This window comes from Algoriphagus sp. 10J20-15 (assembly GCF_055809615.1).
Map to the genome: position 1 here is coordinate 147,346 of NZ_JBVVUG010000035.1, position 19,780 is coordinate 167,125.

General features: G+C 40.7%; 19 protein-coding genes, 1 tRNA gene and 1 pseudogene. 15 read left to right on the top strand and 6 right to left on the bottom strand.

All coding sequences use genetic code 11. From position 1 onward, the window contains the following. Positions 1-169 precede the first annotated feature (169 nt). The 4 genes from AC0L6R_RS14550 (at position 170) to AC0L6R_RS14565 (ending at position 4,778) form a co-directional block, all read left to right on the top strand. On the top strand, positions 170-1,054 hold the full coding sequence (locus AC0L6R_RS14550; protein ID WP_473271860.1) for a sugar phosphate isomerase/epimerase family protein: 885 nt from the start codon (positions 170-172) through the stop codon (positions 1,052-1,054). A gap of 282 nt (positions 1,055-1,336) precedes the next feature. Continuing rightward, on the top strand, positions 1,337-2,815 hold the full coding sequence (locus AC0L6R_RS14555; protein WP_473271861.1) for an MFS transporter: 1,479 nt from the start codon (positions 1,337-1,339) through the stop codon (positions 2,813-2,815). A gap of 11 nt (positions 2,816-2,826) precedes the next feature. Beyond that, positions 2,827-3,813 (top strand): alpha-amylase family glycosyl hydrolase, encoded by a 987-nt coding sequence (locus AC0L6R_RS14560; protein ID WP_473271862.1) that lies wholly within the window; start codon positions 2,827-2,829, stop codon positions 3,811-3,813. Next, positions 3,762-4,778, top strand: a complete 1,017-nt coding sequence (locus AC0L6R_RS14565; RefSeq protein WP_473271863.1) for a hypothetical protein — start codon at positions 3,762-3,764, stop codon at positions 4,776-4,778. Before AC0L6R_RS14560 ends, AC0L6R_RS14565 begins: the two co-directional genes overlap by 52 nt. Positions 4,779-4,831: 53 nt before the next feature. On the opposite strand, the gene AC0L6R_RS14570 is transcribed toward AC0L6R_RS14565, so the two are convergent. Both AC0L6R_RS14570 and AC0L6R_RS14575 read right to left on the bottom strand, forming a co-directional pair. Beyond that, positions 4,832-5,824, bottom strand: a complete 993-nt coding sequence (locus tag AC0L6R_RS14570) for a LacI family DNA-binding transcriptional regulator (protein WP_473271864.1) — start codon at positions 5,822-5,824, stop codon at positions 4,832-4,834. Between the two features lie 73 nt (positions 5,825-5,897). Beyond that, positions 5,898-5,969 (bottom strand) — tRNA-Arg (locus AC0L6R_RS14575). A gap of 310 nt (positions 5,970-6,279) precedes the next feature. On the opposite strand from AC0L6R_RS14575, the gene AC0L6R_RS14580 reads away from it, so the two are divergent. From AC0L6R_RS14580 to AC0L6R_RS14600, 5 genes are all read left to right on the top strand, one after another. Then, positions 6,280-6,885: a 30S ribosomal protein S16 gene (locus AC0L6R_RS14580; protein WP_339870060.1), complete on the top strand. Its 606-nt coding sequence runs from the start codon at positions 6,280-6,282 to the stop codon at positions 6,883-6,885. 11 nt (positions 6,886-6,896) lie between these two features. After that, entirely contained in the window at positions 6,897-7,427 is a 531-nt protein-coding gene (gene rimM / locus AC0L6R_RS14585) for a ribosome maturation factor RimM (RefSeq protein ID WP_283412340.1), read from the top strand. Between the two features lie 3 nt (positions 7,428-7,430). Next, a complete protein-coding gene (gene trmD, locus AC0L6R_RS14590) occupies positions 7,431-8,147 on the top strand; it encodes a tRNA (guanosine(37)-N1)-methyltransferase TrmD (RefSeq protein ID WP_473271865.1) in 717 nt (238 codons plus the stop codon). 49 nt (positions 8,148-8,196) lie between these two features. Further along, positions 8,197-8,562, top strand: coding sequence for a 50S ribosomal protein L19 (rplS, locus tag AC0L6R_RS14595; RefSeq protein WP_091692379.1), 366 nt, complete (start codon positions 8,197-8,199; stop codon positions 8,560-8,562). 167 nt (positions 8,563-8,729) lie between these two features. Continuing rightward, a complete protein-coding gene (locus AC0L6R_RS14600; RefSeq protein WP_473271866.1) occupies positions 8,730-9,059 on the top strand; it encodes a hypothetical protein in 330 nt (109 codons plus the stop codon). A gap of 155 nt (positions 9,060-9,214) precedes the next feature. Here AC0L6R_RS14600 and AC0L6R_RS14605 read toward each other — a convergent pair whose 3' ends face one another. From AC0L6R_RS14605 to AC0L6R_RS14620, 4 genes are all read right to left on the bottom strand, one after another. After that, positions 9,215-9,772 (bottom strand): FKBP-type peptidyl-prolyl cis-trans isomerase, encoded by a 558-nt coding sequence (locus AC0L6R_RS14605; protein WP_473271867.1) that lies wholly within the window; start codon positions 9,770-9,772, stop codon positions 9,215-9,217. Between the two features lie 5 nt (positions 9,773-9,777). Then, complete coding sequence (locus AC0L6R_RS14610; protein WP_473271868.1) at positions 9,778-10,329, bottom strand: FKBP-type peptidyl-prolyl cis-trans isomerase; 552 nt, start codon at positions 10,327-10,329, stop codon at positions 9,778-9,780. Positions 10,330-10,377: 48 nt separating this feature from the next. After that, positions 10,378-11,301: an FKBP-type peptidyl-prolyl cis-trans isomerase gene (locus AC0L6R_RS14615; protein WP_283412335.1), complete on the bottom strand. Its 924-nt coding sequence runs from the start codon at positions 11,299-11,301 to the stop codon at positions 10,378-10,380. A gap of 142 nt (positions 11,302-11,443) precedes the next feature. Further along, positions 11,444-12,478: a DHH family phosphoesterase gene (locus AC0L6R_RS14620; protein ID WP_473271869.1), complete on the bottom strand. Its 1,035-nt coding sequence runs from the start codon at positions 12,476-12,478 to the stop codon at positions 11,444-11,446. A gap of 184 nt (positions 12,479-12,662) precedes the next feature. Here AC0L6R_RS14620 and AC0L6R_RS14625 point away from each other — a divergent pair, with 184 nt between their 5' ends. From AC0L6R_RS14625 to AC0L6R_RS14650, 6 genes and pseudogenes are all read left to right on the top strand, one after another. Further along, a complete protein-coding gene (locus AC0L6R_RS14625; protein ID WP_283412333.1) occupies positions 12,663-13,085 on the top strand; it encodes a nucleoside-diphosphate kinase in 423 nt (140 codons plus the stop codon). Positions 13,086-13,629: 544 nt separating this feature from the next. Then, positions 13,630-16,142, top strand: a pseudogene (gene nirB, locus AC0L6R_RS14630) (nitrite reductase large subunit NirB). Between the two features lie 18 nt (positions 16,143-16,160). Next, the gene (gene nirD / locus AC0L6R_RS14635; protein ID WP_473271870.1) at positions 16,161-16,538 is read left to right on the top strand and encodes a nitrite reductase small subunit NirD; all 378 of its coding nucleotides are present in this window, start codon (positions 16,161-16,163) and stop codon (positions 16,536-16,538) included. A 12-nt stretch (positions 16,539-16,550) separates the two neighbouring features. Then, the gene (locus tag AC0L6R_RS14640; RefSeq protein WP_473271871.1) at positions 16,551-17,129 is read left to right on the top strand and encodes a DUF4202 domain-containing protein; all 579 of its coding nucleotides are present in this window, start codon (positions 16,551-16,553) and stop codon (positions 17,127-17,129) included. 4 nt (positions 17,130-17,133) lie between these two features. Next, on the top strand, positions 17,134-18,945 hold the full coding sequence (locus AC0L6R_RS14645) for a sensor histidine kinase (RefSeq protein WP_473271872.1): 1,812 nt from the start codon (positions 17,134-17,136) through the stop codon (positions 18,943-18,945). A 59-nt stretch (positions 18,946-19,004) separates the two neighbouring features. Next, positions 19,005-19,667 carry a response regulator gene (locus tag AC0L6R_RS14650; RefSeq protein WP_473271873.1) on the top strand — a complete coding sequence of 221 codons (663 nt, stop codon included), beginning with the start codon at positions 19,005-19,007 and terminating at the stop codon, positions 19,665-19,667. Positions 19,668-19,780: the final 113 nt, after the last annotated feature.

Sequence of the window (19,780 nt, forward strand, 5' to 3'; positions counted from 1 at the left end):
TTTTTTTCTTTTGATAGTTTGCTATCACAACAGTTCAGTAAAATCTCAGTGATGCGCAACTCAAGGAATTTCCAATGTCTAGGGATGTGTTTTTGGTAAAGATGAGAAGCAGGGGGTATTTACCTTATCAATGTAGACTGTAACTCACACATTTATAGTTTTTTAGCACATGAAACAACATACCGGATATCCATCCAGAATAATAATCAGCCTTCTTTTTTTGGTCACAATTTTCCCCCTTGCAGGTAAATCACAACACCTTCCTACAAAATTAAAGACTAGCCTGAATGCCTATTCATTTAATCGGCCATTGATGAAAGGGGAAATGAACCTAGATGAATTGTTGGAATATTGTGCCGCCAATCAATTTGACGCTGTTGATATTACAGCCTACTATTTCCCTGGTTATCCCGAGGTTCCTTCAGATGAGTATTTGTATCATATCAAACAGAAAGCTTTTCTTCTCGGACTTGAAATAAGCGGAACAGGAGTTCGCAACGATTTTACCGATCCAGATGCAGCCAAGCGAAGAGAAAGTGTGGAGTTGGTTAAAAATTGGATTTTGGCAGCAGAAAAAATTGGCGCTCCGGTTATTCGAGTTTTCTCTGGAACTGCTGATGTAAGTAATCTGCAACGCGAAGAAGTGATAAAATATATGGTTGCCGACCTCAAAGAATGCGCGGAATTTGGCAAAGCTCACGGGGTGGTAGTCGCAATACAAAACCACCATGATTTTCTTAAAACAGCCGATGAGACTATTGACATCATCAACCGTGTAAATTCAGATTGGTTTGGATTGATTCTGGATATTGGCAGTTTTCGTGCTGATGCATATCAGGAAATAGAAAAAGCAATTCCATACGCGGTGAGTTGGCAATTGAAAGAAAATTTATATCTGAATGGCGTGGAGCAAAAAACTGATGTCACCAAAATCATGGCCTTAATTAAGAAATCCGGTTACCGTGGATATATCCCAATTGAGACATTGGGCGAAGGCGATCCTAAAGTGAAAGTTTCTGTTTTTCTTCAGGAAATACGAGAGGCAATGAAGTAAGAAAAAGAGTTTGAAAACTTTTTTTCACTCCTAATCCTAATTTTTTGAGCTGGTATATAAAAAAAAATAAAAAATTTTAACCTCAGTTTTCTTTTGATTTCAACCGATTGAAATAGTAAATAAACACACAATTTCTCTTCTAAATAAGAGCAAACAGCGCCCTCACTGTACCTTACTATCATTTGTCTGAAGAGTTTAATGTGTATTTTAAACCTGATTTAAAGGATTCGAAGTACCTATTCCTTTAATCTCAGCCCAAAACGACTAACCCAAAAGAAACCAATGAGAAAACCTCAGCTCTCTCTTTCCCAGATTATCAATATGAACGTTGGCTTTTTTGGGATACAATATAGCTTTGGGTTGCAGCAGAGTGCAGTAAATCCAATTTATGATATGCTTGGTGCTGCTCCTGACGAAATCCCGATTTTGAATTTGGCAGGACCAATGACAGGGCTACTCATCCAGCCGATAATTGGAGCGTTAAGTGATAGTACTTGGAGTCCTAAATTTGGAAGAAGGAAACCCTTCTTTTTCATTGGTGCATTGATATGTAGTATTTGTCTGTTCTTTTATCCGTTTAGTAGTTCGCTATGGATGGCAGCAGGACTATTGTGGGTTTTAGATGCTGCAAATAATACTGCGATGGAGCCGTATCGCGCTTTGATTGCAGATGTGCTTCCTGAGTCCCAATACAGCAAAGGCTTTCTTACACAAAGCTTCTTCACTGGCTTAGGAATTACCTTGGCAAACGTTTCCCTTTTTGTCTTTCAAAAATATATTCCAGGTATTGTGGGCTCTTTACCGGTCTGGGTTTATGCTTCTTTCTTTTTAGGTACGGTCTGTTCTATTGGCTCGGTCCTGTGGAGTATGTCCAAAACACCGGAATACCCACCATCAGAAGAGGAGTTAAAGATCTTGGAGGAAAAGAATAAGGGCATGCCTCATCCCGTCATTCAATTTTTCTTATCGATACTAACGACCTTGATCGGGTATTTAGCGCTATTTATTCTGCTTATTCCATCCATTTTTGATAGGACCATTATTAGAAAAACTATCAAATGGGCCGAAAATCATCCTACGGTAAAGGTTGTGTTTGCGCAAAACTTAGAGATAATTGAGTCTATAATTCAAATGCCTACTGTGATGTGGAAACTTGCTTTGGTGTATCTATTTCAGTGGTATGCCTTGTTTTGCTATTGGCAAAATGCAGCCAAAAGCATAGCCCAGTCTGTATGGAATACTAGCCCATTGGAGAATAAACAACTGTATGAGCAGGCAGTAGGATGGACAGGACTTGTAAATGGCTGGTATAATATTGTCACTTTTCTTTCAGCCTTTTTCCTAGCCAGAATGGCCACCAGATTTGGTCCTAAAAAAGTACATTTCATCTGTTTGATAATGGCAGGAGTTGGCCTTTTGGCATTTCCATTAATTGAAAATAAATACTTGCTATTTGCACCTATGACAGGCTTTGGAATTGCGTGGGCAAGCATGATGGGAGTCCCTTATTTACTGGTAGTCAACGAAATACCAAAGGAACGATATGGAGTGTATATGGGAATCATTAACATGATGATAGTAATCCCTATGATTTTCCAAACCCTGAGCTTTGGCTATATCTCCAAGACTTTCCTAGACAATAATCCTGGATCAGCAATCACATTCGCTGGCATTTTATTGCTTATGGGAGCCATTGCAGTATTGAGAATAAAAGAAACCACCAACATCGACAGTTCTGTAATGGGAGCTGGCGGACATTAAATTTTATCAAGATGTTTACATTGAATCAGTCTGCTCAATCTTTTGCAGTTGATATTTTATCAAAAAATGGATTTTCCCAGAAAGATGACCCCTCATTTTATCTGCGGCTCACTCAATCTATCGACACTATAGCTTTCCTTTTTGGAGAAATATATGGTCACTCTTATCAGGCAAACCAATTTTTCGAAGAGCTAGTACTCACCATAGCGAAAGCAAATCAGGAAAGGGGAAATGACCTAAAGCAAAGAGACAAGTCCAAAGAAGAATCTGGAAAATGGTTTCTCAGCAATGATCTGGTAGGAATGAGTCTATACGTAGATAGGTTTTCGGGTAATCTAAAAAGCATGCAAACCAAACTGGACTATTTTGAAGAACTGGGGGTTAATTTTCTTCATTTAATGCCTTTGTTTGAAAGTCCGGCAGGTGAAAGTGATGGAGGATATGCCGTATCAAATTTCAGGAAAATAGACGAGCGATATGGGACGTTGGCTGAATTAATTGACCTAAGAAAGTCCATGCAAAAGAAGGATATGTATTTAATGCTGGACATCGTATTAAATCATACTTCCCATCGTCATGAATGGGCAGAGAAGGCAAAGCAGGGAGATAAGGAATTTCAGGACTATTTCTACATGTATGATGATCGCTGGATTCCAAATCAGTTTGATGCATCCATGCCAGAAATTTTCCCAGAGAGCTCACCAGGTAATTTCACTTTTGTACCTGAGTGTAATAAATGGGTAATGACTGTTTTTCATGATTACCAGTGGGATTTGAATTACATGAATCCTGCAGTTTTCAGGGCGATGCTAGACAATATTCTGTTCTATGGAAATCTTGGAGTGGATGTACTCAGAATTGACGCTCCTGCATTTATTTGGAAGCAGACAGGTACAAGCTCTCAAAACCTCCCACAGGCACACACTTTATTACGGTTAATCAAACAATGTGTAGAAGTGGCCACTCAGGAATGGCTATTTTGGGTGAAGCCATCGTAGCTCCTAAGGAGATTATTAAATATTTCGGATCCGGTGAGTTTTTGGCAAAAGAATGTGATTTTGCCTACAACGCCACGCATATGGCGCTACAATGGGATATGCTTGCCTCTGGAGAAACCAAGGTAATGCTTGCCGCCCAACATGAAATCCTCAAAAAACCCTATGGCACAAGCTGGATCACCTACACCCGTTGCCATGATGATATAGGTCTGGGATACGATGATTATATGATAGCTCAAACAGGAAAAAATCCATATGAGCATCGAAAGTTTCTCAAGGATTACTTCACCGGAAATCAAGCACACAGCCCTGCAAAAGGTGCTTTGTTCTCTTCCAACCCAAAAACCGGAGATGCGCGGATTAGTGGGTCATTAGCTTCTCTTTGTGGTTTGGAAAAGGCTTTGGAAGATCAAAATGAATTTAGCATTACTCTTTCAATTCAAAAAATAGTGTTGATGCAGGCGCATTCATTCTTTATCGGCGGATTACCAATTATTTTCTATGGCGATGAACTTGGGTACACAAATGATTATTCCTACCTGAATGATTCTGGTAAGAATTATGATAATCGTTGGATGCATAGGCCAGTAATGGATTGGGATAAAAACCAAAAGAGACAAAACTCCGGAAGTATTGAGAGTCAGATCTTTGAAAGCACTAAGAAATTAATTTCGATTAGAAAAAAATTGAATGTAGTGGCTGATCATAATAATCTGACATGGCTACCACCTCACAACATTCATGTGGCTGGATACTTGCGCAAATTTGGAAACCAAAAGCTTTACGGCGTTTTTAATTTCAGTGCAGAAACAGCATTCTTGACGTGGTATGCTTTTAAAGAACACACGCCAATTCCGGAAAAGCTACTTGATCATTGGACAGGACAGGAATTTAAGGTTGGGTTAGATCACGAATATTTGATTATGGAGCCATATACATTCCATTTATTTGAGCCGATTAATTAATCGATTCCTGATCTTTGTGACTTTTAACCGAGGTAGATTCTCTAATAATGAGCTCAGTTTTCACTATGTGCGTTTGATCCGTACATAGTGCTTTTCCCCCTTAGAATATTGATTAGAATTTCAGTGGATTTCACTCCCATCTCATATGCATGCTGGTCAACGGAACTTAAACCTGGGGACACCATTCCTGCGAGTTGCCAATTACTGAACCCCATAACCCCAACTTGTTCTGGAATTTGAAAATTCTTCTCTTTCAAATACTTTATTGCACCAATAGCAACCAGATCTGTTATGCAAAAAATCGCATCGGGAGGATTGTGTGATTCCATAAGTTTTTTAGTGAATTCATACCCCTCCTGCTCACTTATGTCTGTGCACTCTAATAAAAAATCTCCATGGATTTCAAATCCATTTGTCCTTAAAGCTTCCATATATCCTCTTTTCCTTTCTACTGAATTTTTGACATCAGCCCATCCCCCTATGTGCGCAATTTTCTTATATCCTTTTTTTAGGAGATGCTCAACTGCATTAAAGGCACCCTGGAAATCATCAACAATTACTTTGGGAGTTTCCAGATAATCGGAGACTTTATCAAATTGAACAACTGGTTTTCCCTCTTCCAAAAATTCTTGTATATGCTTACCCTCAATTGTTTCATTGGAGATAGATATGAGTAATCCATCTATTCCTGAAGATAGTAGAGTTCTACAAGCAACAATTTCATTAGCTACTTTTTCATCTGTTTGACTTACAAACACACTATACCCATGTTTCTTGGCTGTTTGAATAGCTCCACTGATTACTGAAGAAAAAAAGTAGTGAATGAGCTCAGGTACCACTATCCCTAAGGTCATGGTTTTGTTTTTCCGGAAATTGACAGCCATGGTATTTGGCACATAATTATGCTTTTCGGCATATTCCTTGACCAGTTTAATTGTTTCGTCTGCTATTCCAGGATAGGCATTTAATGCTCTTGAAGCAGTAGAAATAGATATTCCAAGTTCTTTGGCAATATCTTTCAAGCCAATTCTTCTCTTTTCTGACATGTAGTTTCAGCGTTTCTCAATACGTCATTTAATCTTCGGTAATTGATTCCAAAAAACAGCCTGAGTGAAAAAGTAGCCCCGCTAGGAATCGAACCTAGATCTAGCGTTTAGGAAACGCTTGTTCTATCCATTGAACTACGGGGCCATATCAAATCATCCTTTTATTTAAAGAAATAAATTCACTTAGCGTTTAGCAAATGCTTGGTATATCACCAACCAGCTGAAATAATTTGGACGCTCATTGATCTATCAGGTCTTGTTAATTCATGAACTTATTGCTCATCAAAACCATTGATTAACCAGCCTTTGGACATTCTCCTGCAAGATAAAAGAAAAGCCCGCTTTCAGGCAAATATTCTTTAGCCAACTTATGGCTTTACAAGTATTTACACTATCTTTGCACTCCAAAATTAGGATGGACGGGTTCCATCCACTCACTAAATACATTATAATTTATGTCAGTAAAAATCAGATTAGCACGAAGAGGTAGAAGAAAAATGGCTATCTACGACGTGGTTGTAGCTGATGCAAGAGCTCCACGTGATGGACGCTTCATCGAAAAAATCGGATCTTACAATCCAAACACGAATCCTGCTTCTATTAACATCAACAATGAGCGCGCTCTTAAATGGTTGTTGAATGGAGCTCAGCCAACAGACACTGTGAAAGCTATGCTTTCTTACAGAGGTGTAATGCTGAAAAAACACCTTCAGATTGGTGTATTGAAAGGTGCAATCACCCAAGAACAAGCAGACGCGAAATTCGAAGCATGGTTGACCGATAAAGAGACTAAAATTGCTGGAAAAACTGAGGGTATCACTGCTGCGAAAGCTGATGCTAAGAAGAAAGCATTCGATGCTGAAGCTGCTAAGAACCAAGCAAGACTTGATGCTATCAAAGCAAGAGAAGACGAGCAAAAAGCTCTTCTAGCTGCTGCTGAAGCTGCTAACAATCCTGCCCCGGTAGAAGAAGTTGCAACTGAAGAGGCTCCTGCTGCTGAGGCTGAAGCTCCTGCAGAAGAAAAAGCTCCTGAGTCTGGCGAAGACGAAGCAAAAGCATAATATAAATCCCCATGAATAAGGACCAAAGCTTTCAGTTAGGCTACGTGTCTAAAGTTCATGGACTTCGTGGAGAAGTAATGATAGTGTTGGATGTCGATTATCCTGAGGATTATGAGACATTAGAGCATTTATTCTTAGAGCAAAAATCCCGGCTGGTGCCGTTTTTCCTGGAGCACTTTGTACTCCAACCTGGAAATAAAGCATTGGCGAAATTTGAGGATTTGAACTCGTTGGATCAGGTAGAAAATTTGGTTGGATTGGGAGTTTATCTTCCTTTGACAGCTTTACCTGAACTGAAAGACGACCAATACTTCTTTCATGAGTTGATCGGATTCGAAGTCTTTGACGAGACAGAAGGCCTGATCGGACCTATTCAGATCGTTTATGATCTGGAGACACAGAATCTCCTCGGAGTAACACACAAGGAAAAAGAAGTACTGATACCTATTCAGGACGGAATTATCCTAAAGGTGGACAAGGCAGCTAAAAAAGTTTACTGCCGATTACCCGAAGGTTTACTTGAAATTTATCTGGAAGACTAACCCATGCACATTGATATCATCACTGTAGTACCGGGATTATTGGAAGGGCCTTTTGCTCACTCCATTCTGAAAAGAGCGGAGGACAAAGGACTAGCCAGTATTCGCGTGATCAACCTACGGGATTATTCAACAAGCAAGCAAAAGCAAGTCGATGACTACGCTTTTGGAGGGGGAGCAGGGATGGTAATGTCAATCGAGCCCATCGCTCGTTGCATAGAAGCACTTCAGAAGGAACGCACGTACGATGAGATCATCTACATGACACCTGACGGAGCTCGTTTCGATCAGCCCATGGCAAATGCCCTTTCGCTCAACCAAAACCTGCTGATCCTTTGTGGTCATTATAAGGGAGTAGATGAGCGAGTGAGAGAGCGATTCATCACCAAGGAAATTAGCATTGGTGATTACGTACTTTCCGGAGGAGAATTAGCAGCAGCTGTAGTAGCTGACGCATTGATTCGCCTGATACCGGGAGTGCTGAATGATGAAACCTCAGCTTTGACAGACTCCTTCCAGGATGGTCTACTGGCACCGCCGGTGTACACTCGCCCCGCCGAATACGACGGGATGAAAGTACCTGAGGTATTGCTATCAGGACATGAAGCCAAGATAAATGAATGGAGATTTGAAGCATCGGTTCGCCGAACCCAAGAGAGAAGACCTGACTTGCTCAGTGACAACCAACCTGGGAAAAGCGATGCAGAATCGTATAAGAAATAATTAATAAGCCACGCGTTGGCAAACAGCGAAAGCATAAAAATATAAAGCTATGAGCGATCTAATGAAAATAGTAGAAGCGGAATACAGCGAGGTTAGAGCTAAATTCCCTTCATTCAAAGCTGGCGATACCATCAACGTACACGTACGTATCAAAGAAGGTAGCAAGGAGCGTATCCAGCAGTTCCAAGGAACTGTGATCCAGCGTAGAAACCCGAACTCTAACGGTGAGACATTCACTGTAAGAAAAATATCCAATGGTATCGGTGTAGAAAGAATCTTCCCTATCATCTCTCCTGCAATCGAACAAATCGATCTATTGAGACAAGGTAAAGTAAGAAGAGCTCGTCTATTCTACCTACGAGGACGTCAGGGTAAAGCTGCACGTATCAAGGAAAAAATCAGAGTGAGAAAGTAAGATTTCTCCCGTTTTGAAATCGAAAAGGAACTCAGCAATGAGTTCCTTTTTTTATTTAGGATAAAAGCAAGTTTTACCAACTCCCTAAAGTCTATACCATAAATAAAAACCTGACCCTATAGATAATTTTAAAGGGATTTAACGTTAAATAATTGGTTAGCAGCAATTTGAAATGCATTTTTAATAAACTTTTCCACCATGACAACTACCTTTCTCTCGACCCAAGTTATAAACTAGCAAGAGTTTTCATTCGTTTAGGGATGATATTTTCGGCAGTGATGGTGGCTCTATTTATCTACATGATTTATCTCGCATCACTGGGAATTATGACAGATTGGGATCTATCTATTCAGACTGAGTTATATGATTATTACCCTCCTGCTAACTCTGAGTTTTGGCACATGGTATTCTTTTCTGTTCCTGCAATCGGTTTTTTAATTAGCTTCTTTCTTTTGGACTATTTGGGTAAAAAAATAAAGCAAGAAAGCCAAACATAACAGGTAACAGTTTAAGCTAAAGGCTTTCAAAAGCTATTATTCGAAAGTCATACGTTAACAAGTACCTTGGTATCAAGACAGAAATGGCTCTGCCTCAGTTTTATATAAAAGTATGATCAAAAAAAAGGAGGGCTGCTGAAGCCCTCCTTTATATTTTAGTCCATTCCTTTGAAATCCACATCAAATATCAATATCGAGTTAGGTGGTATCCTGTCGTTATTTTCCGAATCACGATACCCATAAGGAGATGGAATGATAAGTTTTGCTTTAGTCCCTGACCTTAATCGCCTAAAAGCAATGTCCCATCCTTGAATTACATTACCAGCACCTAGCTGAAAGCTGAAAATATCGTAATCACGACCCTCAACGAAAATATCATTATCTATTGCAACATTTTCAATGTTTGTATCAAAAACAGACCCATCACTCATTAAAGACCCTACGTAATTAGTGTATACTACATTTCCACTATTTGGGCGAGACGCGACACCTTCTTCTTGAACGATAATAACTATACCACTTGGATCATGAATACGATAAAGGCTATCTATATCAGCCGTCTCTAGATATTCCACAATTAATAAGCTATCTCTCTCAAGGTTCCCTGCCGTATCATAGACGGGGCCCGTATCGAAAGGATTCTGAGCATCGCAGCTTACAAATGCAATTGATATCAGCAGAAAGAAGAAAATACTAACTCGTTGTAAAATCATATTAATTAGTTTCTCGGCCCAGGATTCACTTTTACTAGCTCTAGCTCGAATATTAAAGGTGTATTTGCTCCTATATTACCTTGACCATTTCTTCCATATGCATATCTTGAAGGGATAAATACAGTTGCTTTTTCACCTGTTTCCATTTGAGAAATTCCAAACTGAAACCCTGCAATAACTCCTCCTAAAATAAACTGAACTGGCTCGTAATTTTTGTTTTGATTATATATCCCATTAGCCTTGGCTACAGATTCAACAGTTGTTTCAAAGACCTGATCAGTTAGAAATTTCCCTGTGTAATTGACAGTAACCGTATCTGTTGAATAAAACTCACTAATCGTATCAGGCTGAGCTTCAAGTTGCCAAATTATTCTTATACCTGAAGCCTCATCGTGAAATTCCTTCACATTGACTATCGTAGTGGTATCGACGTATGCAAGTATGGCAGCTTTATCGTTTGCAAGGATTGTGGCATCAGTAGCCTCCTCATCAATGCAAGATACAAATGCTAAACTTCCAGCAATCAAGCTTAAAATGGAAAATAATCTAAATTTCATTGTAGTTGGTTTTGTTTAAACGGGCTGACTATAGCTTCAATACGTATGTTACTTTACATCCGCTACATCTACGTCGAAAATAAGGATTGAATTTGCAGGAATTCTGTCTCCCATAGCGTTTTCACCATATCCAAGTGGAGAAGGGATAAGGAATTTACCCTTTGAACCTTTTTTCAATAAAAGTAGCCCTTCATCCCAACCTGGAATTACCTGACCCATGCCGACAGCTACGGGAAGAGGCTCATAAGGTCTTCCTTCATTGAAGATTCCATTTTCTTTAGCAATTGCCTCGATAGAAGTGTCAAACAAACTACCGTCAATCAAATATCCAGCATAATGCACAGACATAGAGGTACCCGGAGTCACCGGATCGCCAGTTCCTTCTTCTTCGATGATATAATACAGACCACTCTCAGTTTTCTGTGCTTCAAGACCTTTTTCTTTTAGGTAATCTTGAATGATTTTATCTTCTTCAATGATTCTTTCAGCCGCTCTTTCAGTTCTTTTTACTTCTTCCGCAGCCATTACTTTCTCATAGTATGCCTGAATTCCCTCTTGATTCATGATTTCAAACGCCCCTAGTCTTACTTTAACCAAATCGTCTTCTTTCATGAACGGAGGATAATTACCACCAAAAATTGTTTTCGCAGTTGATTCAAAAGCGATACTATCGCCCTTTTTAAGATTTAGGAATATCTCATCCATTCCATTTGTAACCTCCATAGAATCATTTGCTTGCACATACCCTGGAAAAGGTTGTTCTAGCGTAGATATAATCACGGAATCAGTTGCAGTCAGAACTTCAAGATTATATAGTAAATACTCTCCATTTGGAGCTTTTTCATTCCCTTCTTTAACGTAGGTGTATTCGATACCATCTTTTTCAGTGACTTTGGTCTTATTGCATGAAGTCAAGCTGATTGCTCCTATCATAAGAGCTAGAATTGCCAAAAGGCTTTTTGAATTTTTCATTTGATTATACTTGTTTTTCAAAGGTCATATGGAATCTCGCTTATATTATAATCATCCCATTGTTTGACTTCTGGGTTTCGCTCGATTTCATAAAGGATGGATGAGTGATTTTTACTATTTATTTGGGAGGGCTGTAAGCTATTTATCCGACTGTAGCTGGAACAACTCGGAATAACTCTTCCTGATGTTCTTCTACTAACGACTCAAATCGCTCAACTGTATCTTTTAGGCTTAACATTGACTTGCCTCCAGAGGCATTTTTATGTCCACCCCCATCGAAATATTCTGCTGCAAATTTATTAACAGCTACCTCACTGGACGACCTAAAGGAAATTTTGATACCATCTTCGCGTTCCGAAAATAGGGCAGCCAGCTTTATCCCGTCCAAAGATAATGCATAATTGACTAAACCTTCGGTATCGCCAGTACGGCTTTGATATTTTTTAAGATCTTTTTTGCTGATCGCAAAATAGGCCATATGAAGTTCCTCGTGAACTACTAGACGGCGGCTGATCGCAAAGCCGATAAATTTCAACCTGTTAACAGAATTGGAATCGTAAATCCAATTGGCAATCTGAGAACTATCCGCTCCCAAATCCAACAATTCTGCAACAACTAAATGAACATTCTTGGTGGTATTAGGATGTCTAAATCCACCTGTATCAGTCATAATACCAGCGTATAGGCATTCTGCTATGTCCTTTATCAGGAGATTTTCATCGCCGAGCTGTACCACCATTTCATACACCAATTCACAGGTAGCTGCGGCTTCCGTACTCCATATACGATAGTCAGCAAAGTCTTCAGGATCTTGATGATGGTCAATGTTGACGGTATATGCATCCGAGTTCCGGATCATTTCGCCTAATTCATTTACCCTATTTAAGACAGAGAAATCCAAACAGAAGATTATATCAGCTTCATTTAACTTTTTGGTAGCAAGTTCAGTGTGTAGGGGATTACTAAAATCCAACACAGAATCATTGCCTTTCATCCAATTAAGAAACGAAGGATAATCCGATGGAGTCACTACAGTCACTTCATGTCCTTTCTTGAGCAGGTAATTAGCCAATCCCAAGGAAGATCCCAATGCGTCGGCATCAGGCTTGACGTGAGTTGTAATGAATATTTTTTTGGGTGAAGATATCTCTCTCTTAAACGAGGCTAAAGCTTCCATTTTATACATTTAGCTGCTTTTTGGCTCTTGTAGCTCGCAAAGGTCAGGAATTTTTTGACAATTCCCAATTATAGTAGCCTGCTGATAATGAAGCAGGTAAGCGATAAATACAAAAGTTATTATGGAGATTGTAACGAAAAAGTCTATTTTTGCGCCCGATTTAAACCAATGAAATACCAATAACATGGCAACTAACAGAACATTCACCATGATCAAGCCTGACGCTTTCTCTGCAGGCAACTCAGGAGCAATCCTAAAAATGATCGAAGAAGCAGGCTTCAAAATCGTAGCCATGAAAGCTACCCAATTGACTCCAGCTATCGCAGGTAAATTCTACGAAGTTCACTCAGAAAGACCATTCTACGCTGATCTATGCGCATATATGTCTTCTGGACCTATCATCGCTGCAATCTTGGAAAAAGACAATGCAGTGGAAGATTTTAGAAAATTGATCGGTGCTACCAATCCTGCTGATGCAGCAGAAGGTACTATCCGCAAGATCTTTGCTAAGTCGATCGAAGCAAATGCAGTGCACGGTTCTGACTCAGACGAAAACGCAGCTATCGAAGGAGCATTCTACTTCTCTCAAATCGAAAGAGTAGGTTAATTCTTACCGAAAATAAAATTGAAAGCACCTCATCTTGGGGTGCTTTTTTTGATTAAAGTCAATCTTTTTTAACCGCAGTGAGCGCAGAGGTTTCGCAGAGGAAACGATGCAGTAATTTAATATGATTATCCAATCAGGTTCTATCAGATTATCGGAATAATTAATTAATACGCATAGGGCTGAAAGCCTCAAATATTATAGCCCAGCCTGGAGGGCTGGGAATTTTTAATTAATATAAATCAAAAAGCTCTGAAAGAGCGAGATAAAAGAAATAATTGGAACGCCCTTTATTCAATACTGCCTGAATTTACATCACACCCCACTTTTCTAAAGAAACCACTTACGTATTTATCGCCTCTTTGTAAGAGAAAAAAATACGTATCGGGATAATTCTGAACAAATAAAACATGATCTAAACTTAAATAGAGGCAGATATATGCTTTTCAAGGCCTTATTTAAATACTTATTATAAGTAAGTATTTATTTTATATTTTCTTTTGAATTACGTATTTATACTTATATTTGAGCTCTAAATTACGTAGCCATGAAGAAAGTTATTGTCATAGGAAATGGAATGGTAGGGTATGAGTTTGCGAAAAACTAGCTACTCACCCACTTCGCGATGAGTTTGAGATTACCGTGTTCGGCGAGGAATCCAGACCGGCATACGATCGTGTCCATCTGAGTGAATACTTCTCTCTAGACTCTGCGGATAAGCTGCTTTTGGCTACTCGCGAATGGTATGCTGAAAACGGTATCACACTTCGAACAGGTGAAATGATCACTGATATCAAAAATGAATCTAAGCGTGTGTTTACCCATAAGCATGATTATTTCGAATATGACTACCTGGTTTTAGCACAACCGGTTCTTCCTGCTTCGTTCCAAACATCAAAGGAGTAGACAAGCCAGGCGTATTTATCTACAGAACCATCGAAGATCTTGACGCGATCAAGGATTACGCGCAGAAAATGAAGAATGATGGTAAGTTCAAGGCTTCCGTCCTTGGCGGCGGTTTGCTAGGTCTCGAAGCTGCAAATGCAGCAAAAGAACTAGGCATGCAGACAGACGTAGTCGAATTTGCTCCCCGCTTGATGCCTCGTCAACTGGACAAAGCTGCCAGTGATATGCTTCAGAGAAAGATTGAGAGCCTTGGGATGAAAATTCATCTTGGCAAAAACTCCCAGGAAATCATTGGGGAGGAAGGTATCGAAAAAATCAATTTTACGGACGAAACCTCACTTCAAACAGACATGCTGATTATTTCCGCTGGAATTCGCCCGCGAGATGAATTGGCGGTGAAATGTGGCTTGAAAACTGGCGAGCGGGGCGGAGTAGATGTAAACAATAAAATGGAAACCTCAGATCCGGCTATCTATGCTATCGGAGAAGTGGCACTTTATAATAATGGCATCTACGGATTAGTTGCTCCAGGCTATGAAATGGCTGGAGTGGCGGTGGAGCAAATCACCGGAGGAGATAAACTCATGAGTCCTTCCATAGATATGTCCACCCAGCTGAAACTGGTAGGTACAGAAGTGGCTTCTTTTGGTGATCCTTTTATCGAAAATGATGAAGTCACTGCGATTGTCTATGAAAACAAGCAACGAGGAGTTTACAAAAGAATCAATATAGCCAAAGATGGTTCGAAGCTCCTTGGAGGCATCATGGTTGGAGATTCCTCCGATTACAACACCCTGTTTCAGCTTTACATCAATGCCATGAAGCTTCCTGAGAATCCGGAAGATTTGATCTTGGGTTCCAGAGATGGAGAGAGCAAAAGTGCTTTGGGTTCAGTACTCGATCTACCGGATACAGCACAAATCTGCTCGTGTGAAGCAGTAAGTAAAGGAACCATCTGTGATTCCATCACGAGCGGCTCCTGCTGTTCATTCTCAGATGTGGTAAAGAGCACCAAAGCCTCGAGCTCTTGCGGCGGCTGCAAACCAATGGTGACCGACTTGGTGAAAGAGACTTTAAAGTCCATGGGGCAGGAAGTGAAGGAAACCATTTGTGAGCACTTCGAATACAGCCGTCAGGAAATGTACGATTTAGTGAAGCTTCAAAGCATTATGGATTTTGACGAAGCACTGGATCGACATGGCAAAGGCCATGGTTGTGAGACCTGCAAACCTGTTTTGGCTTCCATTTTCGCCAGTATCTACATGGAAACAGCCAATCGCCAGGCACCTATTCAGGATTCGAACGACAGATTTTTGGCAAATATTCAGAGAAACGGCACATACTCAGTAGTGCCTCGAGTACCGGGCGGAGAGATTACTCCAGAGAAACTGATGGTTTTGGGGCAAGTCGCAAAGAAATACGATCTCTACACCAAAATCAACAGGAGGTCAGCGTATTGATCTTTTTGGTGCCCAGCTTCACGAGTTGCCGATGATTTGGAAAAAACTCATCGATGCTGGCTTCGAAAGCGGTCACGCCTACGGCAAATCACTTAGGACAGTCAAAAGCTGTGTTGGCTCGACTTGGTGCAGATACGGTTTGCATGACAGCGTAAGCTTTGCGATCCGAATCGAAGAGCGCTACAAAGGTCTTCGTTCCCCGCATAAGCTTAAAGGTGGCGTATCCGGATGTATCCGTGAATGCGCCGAGGCAAGAGGAAAGGACTTTGGCGTAATCGCAGTGGAAGGCGGATGGAACCTCTTCGTCTGTGGAAACGGCGGAGCTACACCGAAGCACGCAATCCTTTTGGCAGAAAAACTGGATGACGAAACATGCATCAAATACTTAGATAGATTCCTAGTCTATTACATCAGAACTGCTGCTCCCCTTCAGCGGACAGCTCCTTGGCTGGAAAAACTGGAAGGTGGAATTGACTATTTGAAAAAAGTAGTGGTAGAAGATAGCCTCGGAATCGGCGAGGAACTGGAAGCAGAAATGGAGGAACTGGTGCAGCGATATGCCTGCGAATGGAAAGAAGCCATCGAAGATCCACAAATGATGAAGCGATTTAAGCCTTTTGTCAACTCTGATGAGACCGACGACAGTTTGGTATTCGTTCCGATGAGAGATCAAAAAATGCCTAGACCTTGGTAATCCTATACGAATAAGATCATGGAAGAATTATTAAAAAATTATCAATCCGTAGCAGAGGAACATGCTATTCATTGGATCAAAGTAGGTCAGACAGATGACTTCCCAGCAAATGCCGGTGCCTGTGTGAAATACAAATCCAAACAGGTTGCCGTTTACCATTTTACGAGAACCAACTCTTGGTATGCCTGCCAAAACCTTTGCCCCCACAAGATGGAAATGGTCTTAAGCCGAGGCATGACGGGCGATTCACAAGGAATCCCCAAAGTGGCCTGTCCGCTTCACAAGAAGACCTTTTCGCTGGAAAATGGGAGCAATCTCAACGGAGAAGAATATAGTATTGCAACTTATCCGGTCAGGATTCAGGAGGGAAATGTATATATTGGATTCGCAGATTAATCCAATTGACACATGAACAAATTCCAGAAAGCAATCACATTGATCGATCAGGTCAATGCGGAAGACCCAATCAAAGAAGTAGTAGCGGGAAAAGAGATTGCAAAAGAGCTGTTATACTCCATCCGTATGACCGAAAAATTGGATCAGTTTGATCCTGAATCATCAGAAGCTATGCAGCTAGCCGTCAGGGCACAGCACATCGGAAGATGGAAGATTCCAAGATCAGACTATCCAATGGATAGAGTAGGATATCTCAAGTGGAGGGAAGAGCTGAAAAAGATGCATGCTGACATGGCTGCGAAGATCCTTCAGGAAGCTGGTTATGATGAAGAAACCATAGAACGAGTAAAGTTCCTCATCAGAAAGAAGCAACTGAAAACAGATCCTGACACCCAGACTATGGAAGATGTCATCTGCCTAGTCTTTCTGGAATATTATTTTGAAGAATTTGCTGCAAAACATGAAAACGAAAAGGTCATCGACATACTTCAGAAAACCTGGGCAAAAATGTCTGAAAAAGGGCACCGGGCAGCATTACAATTACCTCTTCCACCCTCAAGTTTAGAATTAGTCAAAGAAGCCATTACCTAATCAAATGACTGGTACACCGCGATCCCTGGATCAAGATACTTTTAATCGTCTACGGAGACTTTACATCATTGCCTTGGGAGCTATAGCCATCTCCCTGATCGCGAGCCAGATTCTCATCAGAAAACATCTGAATGATCAGGAAAATGACAGCCGACTGGTCAATGTGGCTGGTCGGCAGCGTATGCTCAGCCAAAAGCTGAACAAGGAAGTGCTTTTGCTTTCTACAGCCACGTCTCCTGAAGCTATTGGGCCACTCGCCGATTCGATCCAACACACCATGACTCGCTGGGAAATCGCCCATCAAATCCTGCAACTCGGGGATGAATCCCAGGATTTCAGCGTGGAAAATAGTCCTGAGGTCACGAAAATGTTTGAGGAGATTAATCCTTATTTCAAACAAGTCACTGAGGCTACACAAAATTTCATTTTTCTCAAATCTGCTGATGCACCAGACTCAATAGCCATGGAAGAGCAGCTGAAAAGCATAGAGAGTAATGCAACAAGCTTTTTGGTGAAAATGGATGAGATCGTGAATCAATACGACCACGAAGCAAAGGAGAAAGTCTCCAACCTTCAGCAAGTAGAATTGCTCATCACACTTTTCACCTTACTGGTCTTAGTTGGTGAGTTTTTAATCATTTTTTGGCCTTCGGCAAAAGCCATGAAAGCCAGTATTCACGAGCTGATGGATGCCGAGGAAAAAGCTATTCAAATGGCCAAAAACGCGGATATTCTCAGTCAATCCAAGGAAAAATCTGTACGGGAATTACAGGCTTTGAGCAAAGCTATGGATCAGATTCTGCTTTTCGCAAGGATTACTCCTGAAGGTTACATCACCCATATAGGTGAGCGCTTCAGCAGATTGTACAAAGCACAAAAATTCAACATCAATGCGAAGATTTCAGACTTGCTTTCCCCTCTCGAAAATGAGCAGCTCACGATAGATCGCATCATCGCCGAAAACAAAAAAGCAGGTTGGGAAGGAGAGTTAAAAACCACTTCACAAACTGGCGAAGATATCTGGCTTGACGTCTCCATGATTCCTTTCAATTCTGCTGAGGACAAATCCGAACTGATTTTGATTTGCCTGGATATCACCAAACGAAAGGAGTTTATGCATCAGGTAGAGCAACTCACAAAGGAGAGTTTCGAGGAAAAAATGCATCAACAAAAGGTGATTTCCCGACAAATCATCGAGAATCAGGAAAATGAGCAAAATCGTATTGCAAAAGATATTCACGATGGTATCGGTCAGATGCTCACTGGACTGAAATACTTACTGGAAAGTGTGGACCCCACCGATCCTGAGAAAGCCGAGGCGAAAATCATTAAGCTCAAAGAGCTGACTTCGAATATCATCAAAGGGGTAAGAACTGCTACTTTCAATCTTACCCCTCCTGAATTAAAGGATTACGGAATTGTCCCTGCCCTGACGGAATTGACTCAGGAGCTCTCAAAGCTCACCGGAAAAGAGATTGTACTTTTCAACAAATCTGAATTCTCCCAGCGGTTAGATTCCTTGATAGAAATTAATTTGTATCGAATTACGCAAGAGGCAATTAACAACGCTATTAAATATGCAGAGTCCTCTCACATCATCGTGACCGTTTCGCATAGTCAAAATATCCTGAGCATCATCGTGGATGATAATGGAAAAGGCTTCGACAAGTCAAAGCTGAAATCCAAACCTGACGAAGAAGGCGGAATGGGACTGACTTTTATGCGGGAGCGGGTGAAATACATCAACGGAAGATTATTCATCAATTCTTCTCCAAACGAAGGAACCAAAGTGACGCTCAACCTTCCTTTGACTTAGATTTTCTAGATTATTATACGTAAATTCTGTTACTTTACTACGTATTTACTTAAGCGCATATGAACCCAATAAAGATAGTTTTAGCGGATGACCACGAATTGGTACGGGATGGAATCAAGTCACTCCTTGAAAGTGAACAAGAATTCCAAGTTATTGACGAGGCTTCCGACGGTGTCGAAGCGCTGAAAGTGATCGCGGGGCAACATCCTGATTTACTTATTGTGGACATTCGCATGCCAAAAATGAATGGACTCGAAGTAGTAAAGGAAATGACCAAATCCTTTCCGAATATCAAAAAGCTTGTCCTATCTATGCACGATTCGGAAGAGTATGTAGTAGAGGCTATTCAGGCTGGAGCAGATGGGTACTTGCTGAAAGGATCCTCCAAAAGTGAGTTCTTAAAGGCTTTACACACGATTTCCAATGGCGGGAAATTTTTTGCTGGAGATGTGTCGGCATATATTATCAACAATTTCGTCAATGGAAAACCCAAAGCATCTTCCAAGTCCGATGAGCTTCCGGAAGAATTGGCTAATCTGACAAACAGAGAAAAGCAGATCTTAGAACTCATTCTGGAAGGAAAAGGAAATAATGAAATCGCCGATGCGCTGGAGATCAGCAAGAGAACTGCTGAAGTTCACCGCTTTAACCTGATGAAGAAAATGAACGTGAAGAATCTGGTAGAGCTCACTACCAAATCCAGAGAATTGAATTTGATCTAGCAGTACTTATTAAGTCGGGATGGAAACTATAGAGATTAGTGATCAGTCGCAGTCTCAGAACTATAAAGCCTTTGTTTGGTGGGATAAGAAAAATAAATTAATACTGCGCTCTC

What these genes read in the sequence shown, in the direction of transcription:
- AC0L6R_RS14550 (WP_473271860.1), top strand. Translation starts at nt 170, where the DNA reads ATGAAACAACATACCGGATATCCATCCAGAATAATAATCAGCCTTCTT.
- AC0L6R_RS14555 (WP_473271861.1), top strand. Translation starts at nt 1,337, where the DNA reads ATGAGAAAACCTCAGCTCTCTCTTTCCCAGATTATCAATATGAACGTT.
- AC0L6R_RS14560 (WP_473271862.1), top strand. Translation starts at nt 2,827, where the DNA reads ATGTTTACATTGAATCAGTCTGCTCAATCTTTTGCAGTTGATATTTTA.
- AC0L6R_RS14565 (WP_473271863.1), top strand. Translation starts at nt 3,762, where the DNA reads ATGTGTAGAAGTGGCCACTCAGGAATGGCTATTTTGGGTGAAGCCATC.
- AC0L6R_RS14570 (WP_473271864.1), bottom strand. Translation starts at nt 5,824, where the DNA reads ATGTCAGAAAAGAGAAGAATTGGCTTGAAAGATATTGCCAAAGAACTT.
- AC0L6R_RS14580 (WP_339870060.1), top strand. Translation starts at nt 6,280, where the DNA reads ATGTCAGTAAAAATCAGATTAGCACGAAGAGGTAGAAGAAAAATGGCT.
- rimM (WP_283412340.1), top strand. Translation starts at nt 6,897, where the DNA reads ATGAATAAGGACCAAAGCTTTCAGTTAGGCTACGTGTCTAAAGTTCAT.
- trmD (WP_473271865.1), top strand. Translation starts at nt 7,431, where the DNA reads ATGCACATTGATATCATCACTGTAGTACCGGGATTATTGGAAGGGCCT.
- rplS (WP_091692379.1), top strand. Translation starts at nt 8,197, where the DNA reads ATGAGCGATCTAATGAAAATAGTAGAAGCGGAATACAGCGAGGTTAGA.
- AC0L6R_RS14605 (WP_473271867.1), bottom strand. Translation starts at nt 9,772, where the DNA reads ATGATTTTACAACGAGTTAGTATTTTCTTCTTTCTGCTGATATCAATT.
- AC0L6R_RS14610 (WP_473271868.1), bottom strand. Translation starts at nt 10,329, where the DNA reads ATGAAATTTAGATTATTTTCCATTTTAAGCTTGATTGCTGGAAGTTTA.
- AC0L6R_RS14615 (WP_283412335.1), bottom strand. Translation starts at nt 11,301, where the DNA reads ATGAAAAATTCAAAAAGCCTTTTGGCAATTCTAGCTCTTATGATAGGA.
- AC0L6R_RS14620 (WP_473271869.1), bottom strand. Translation starts at nt 12,478, where the DNA reads ATGGAAGCTTTAGCCTCGTTTAAGAGAGAGATATCTTCACCCAAAAAA.
- AC0L6R_RS14625 (WP_283412333.1), top strand. Translation starts at nt 12,663, where the DNA reads ATGGCAACTAACAGAACATTCACCATGATCAAGCCTGACGCTTTCTCT.
- nirD (WP_473271870.1), top strand. Translation starts at nt 16,161, where the DNA reads ATGGAAGAATTATTAAAAAATTATCAATCCGTAGCAGAGGAACATGCT.
- AC0L6R_RS14640 (WP_473271871.1), top strand. Translation starts at nt 16,551, where the DNA reads ATGAACAAATTCCAGAAAGCAATCACATTGATCGATCAGGTCAATGCG.
- AC0L6R_RS14645 (WP_473271872.1), top strand. Translation starts at nt 17,134, where the DNA reads ATGACTGGTACACCGCGATCCCTGGATCAAGATACTTTTAATCGTCTA.
- AC0L6R_RS14650 (WP_473271873.1), top strand. Translation starts at nt 19,005, where the DNA reads ATGAACCCAATAAAGATAGTTTTAGCGGATGACCACGAATTGGTACGG.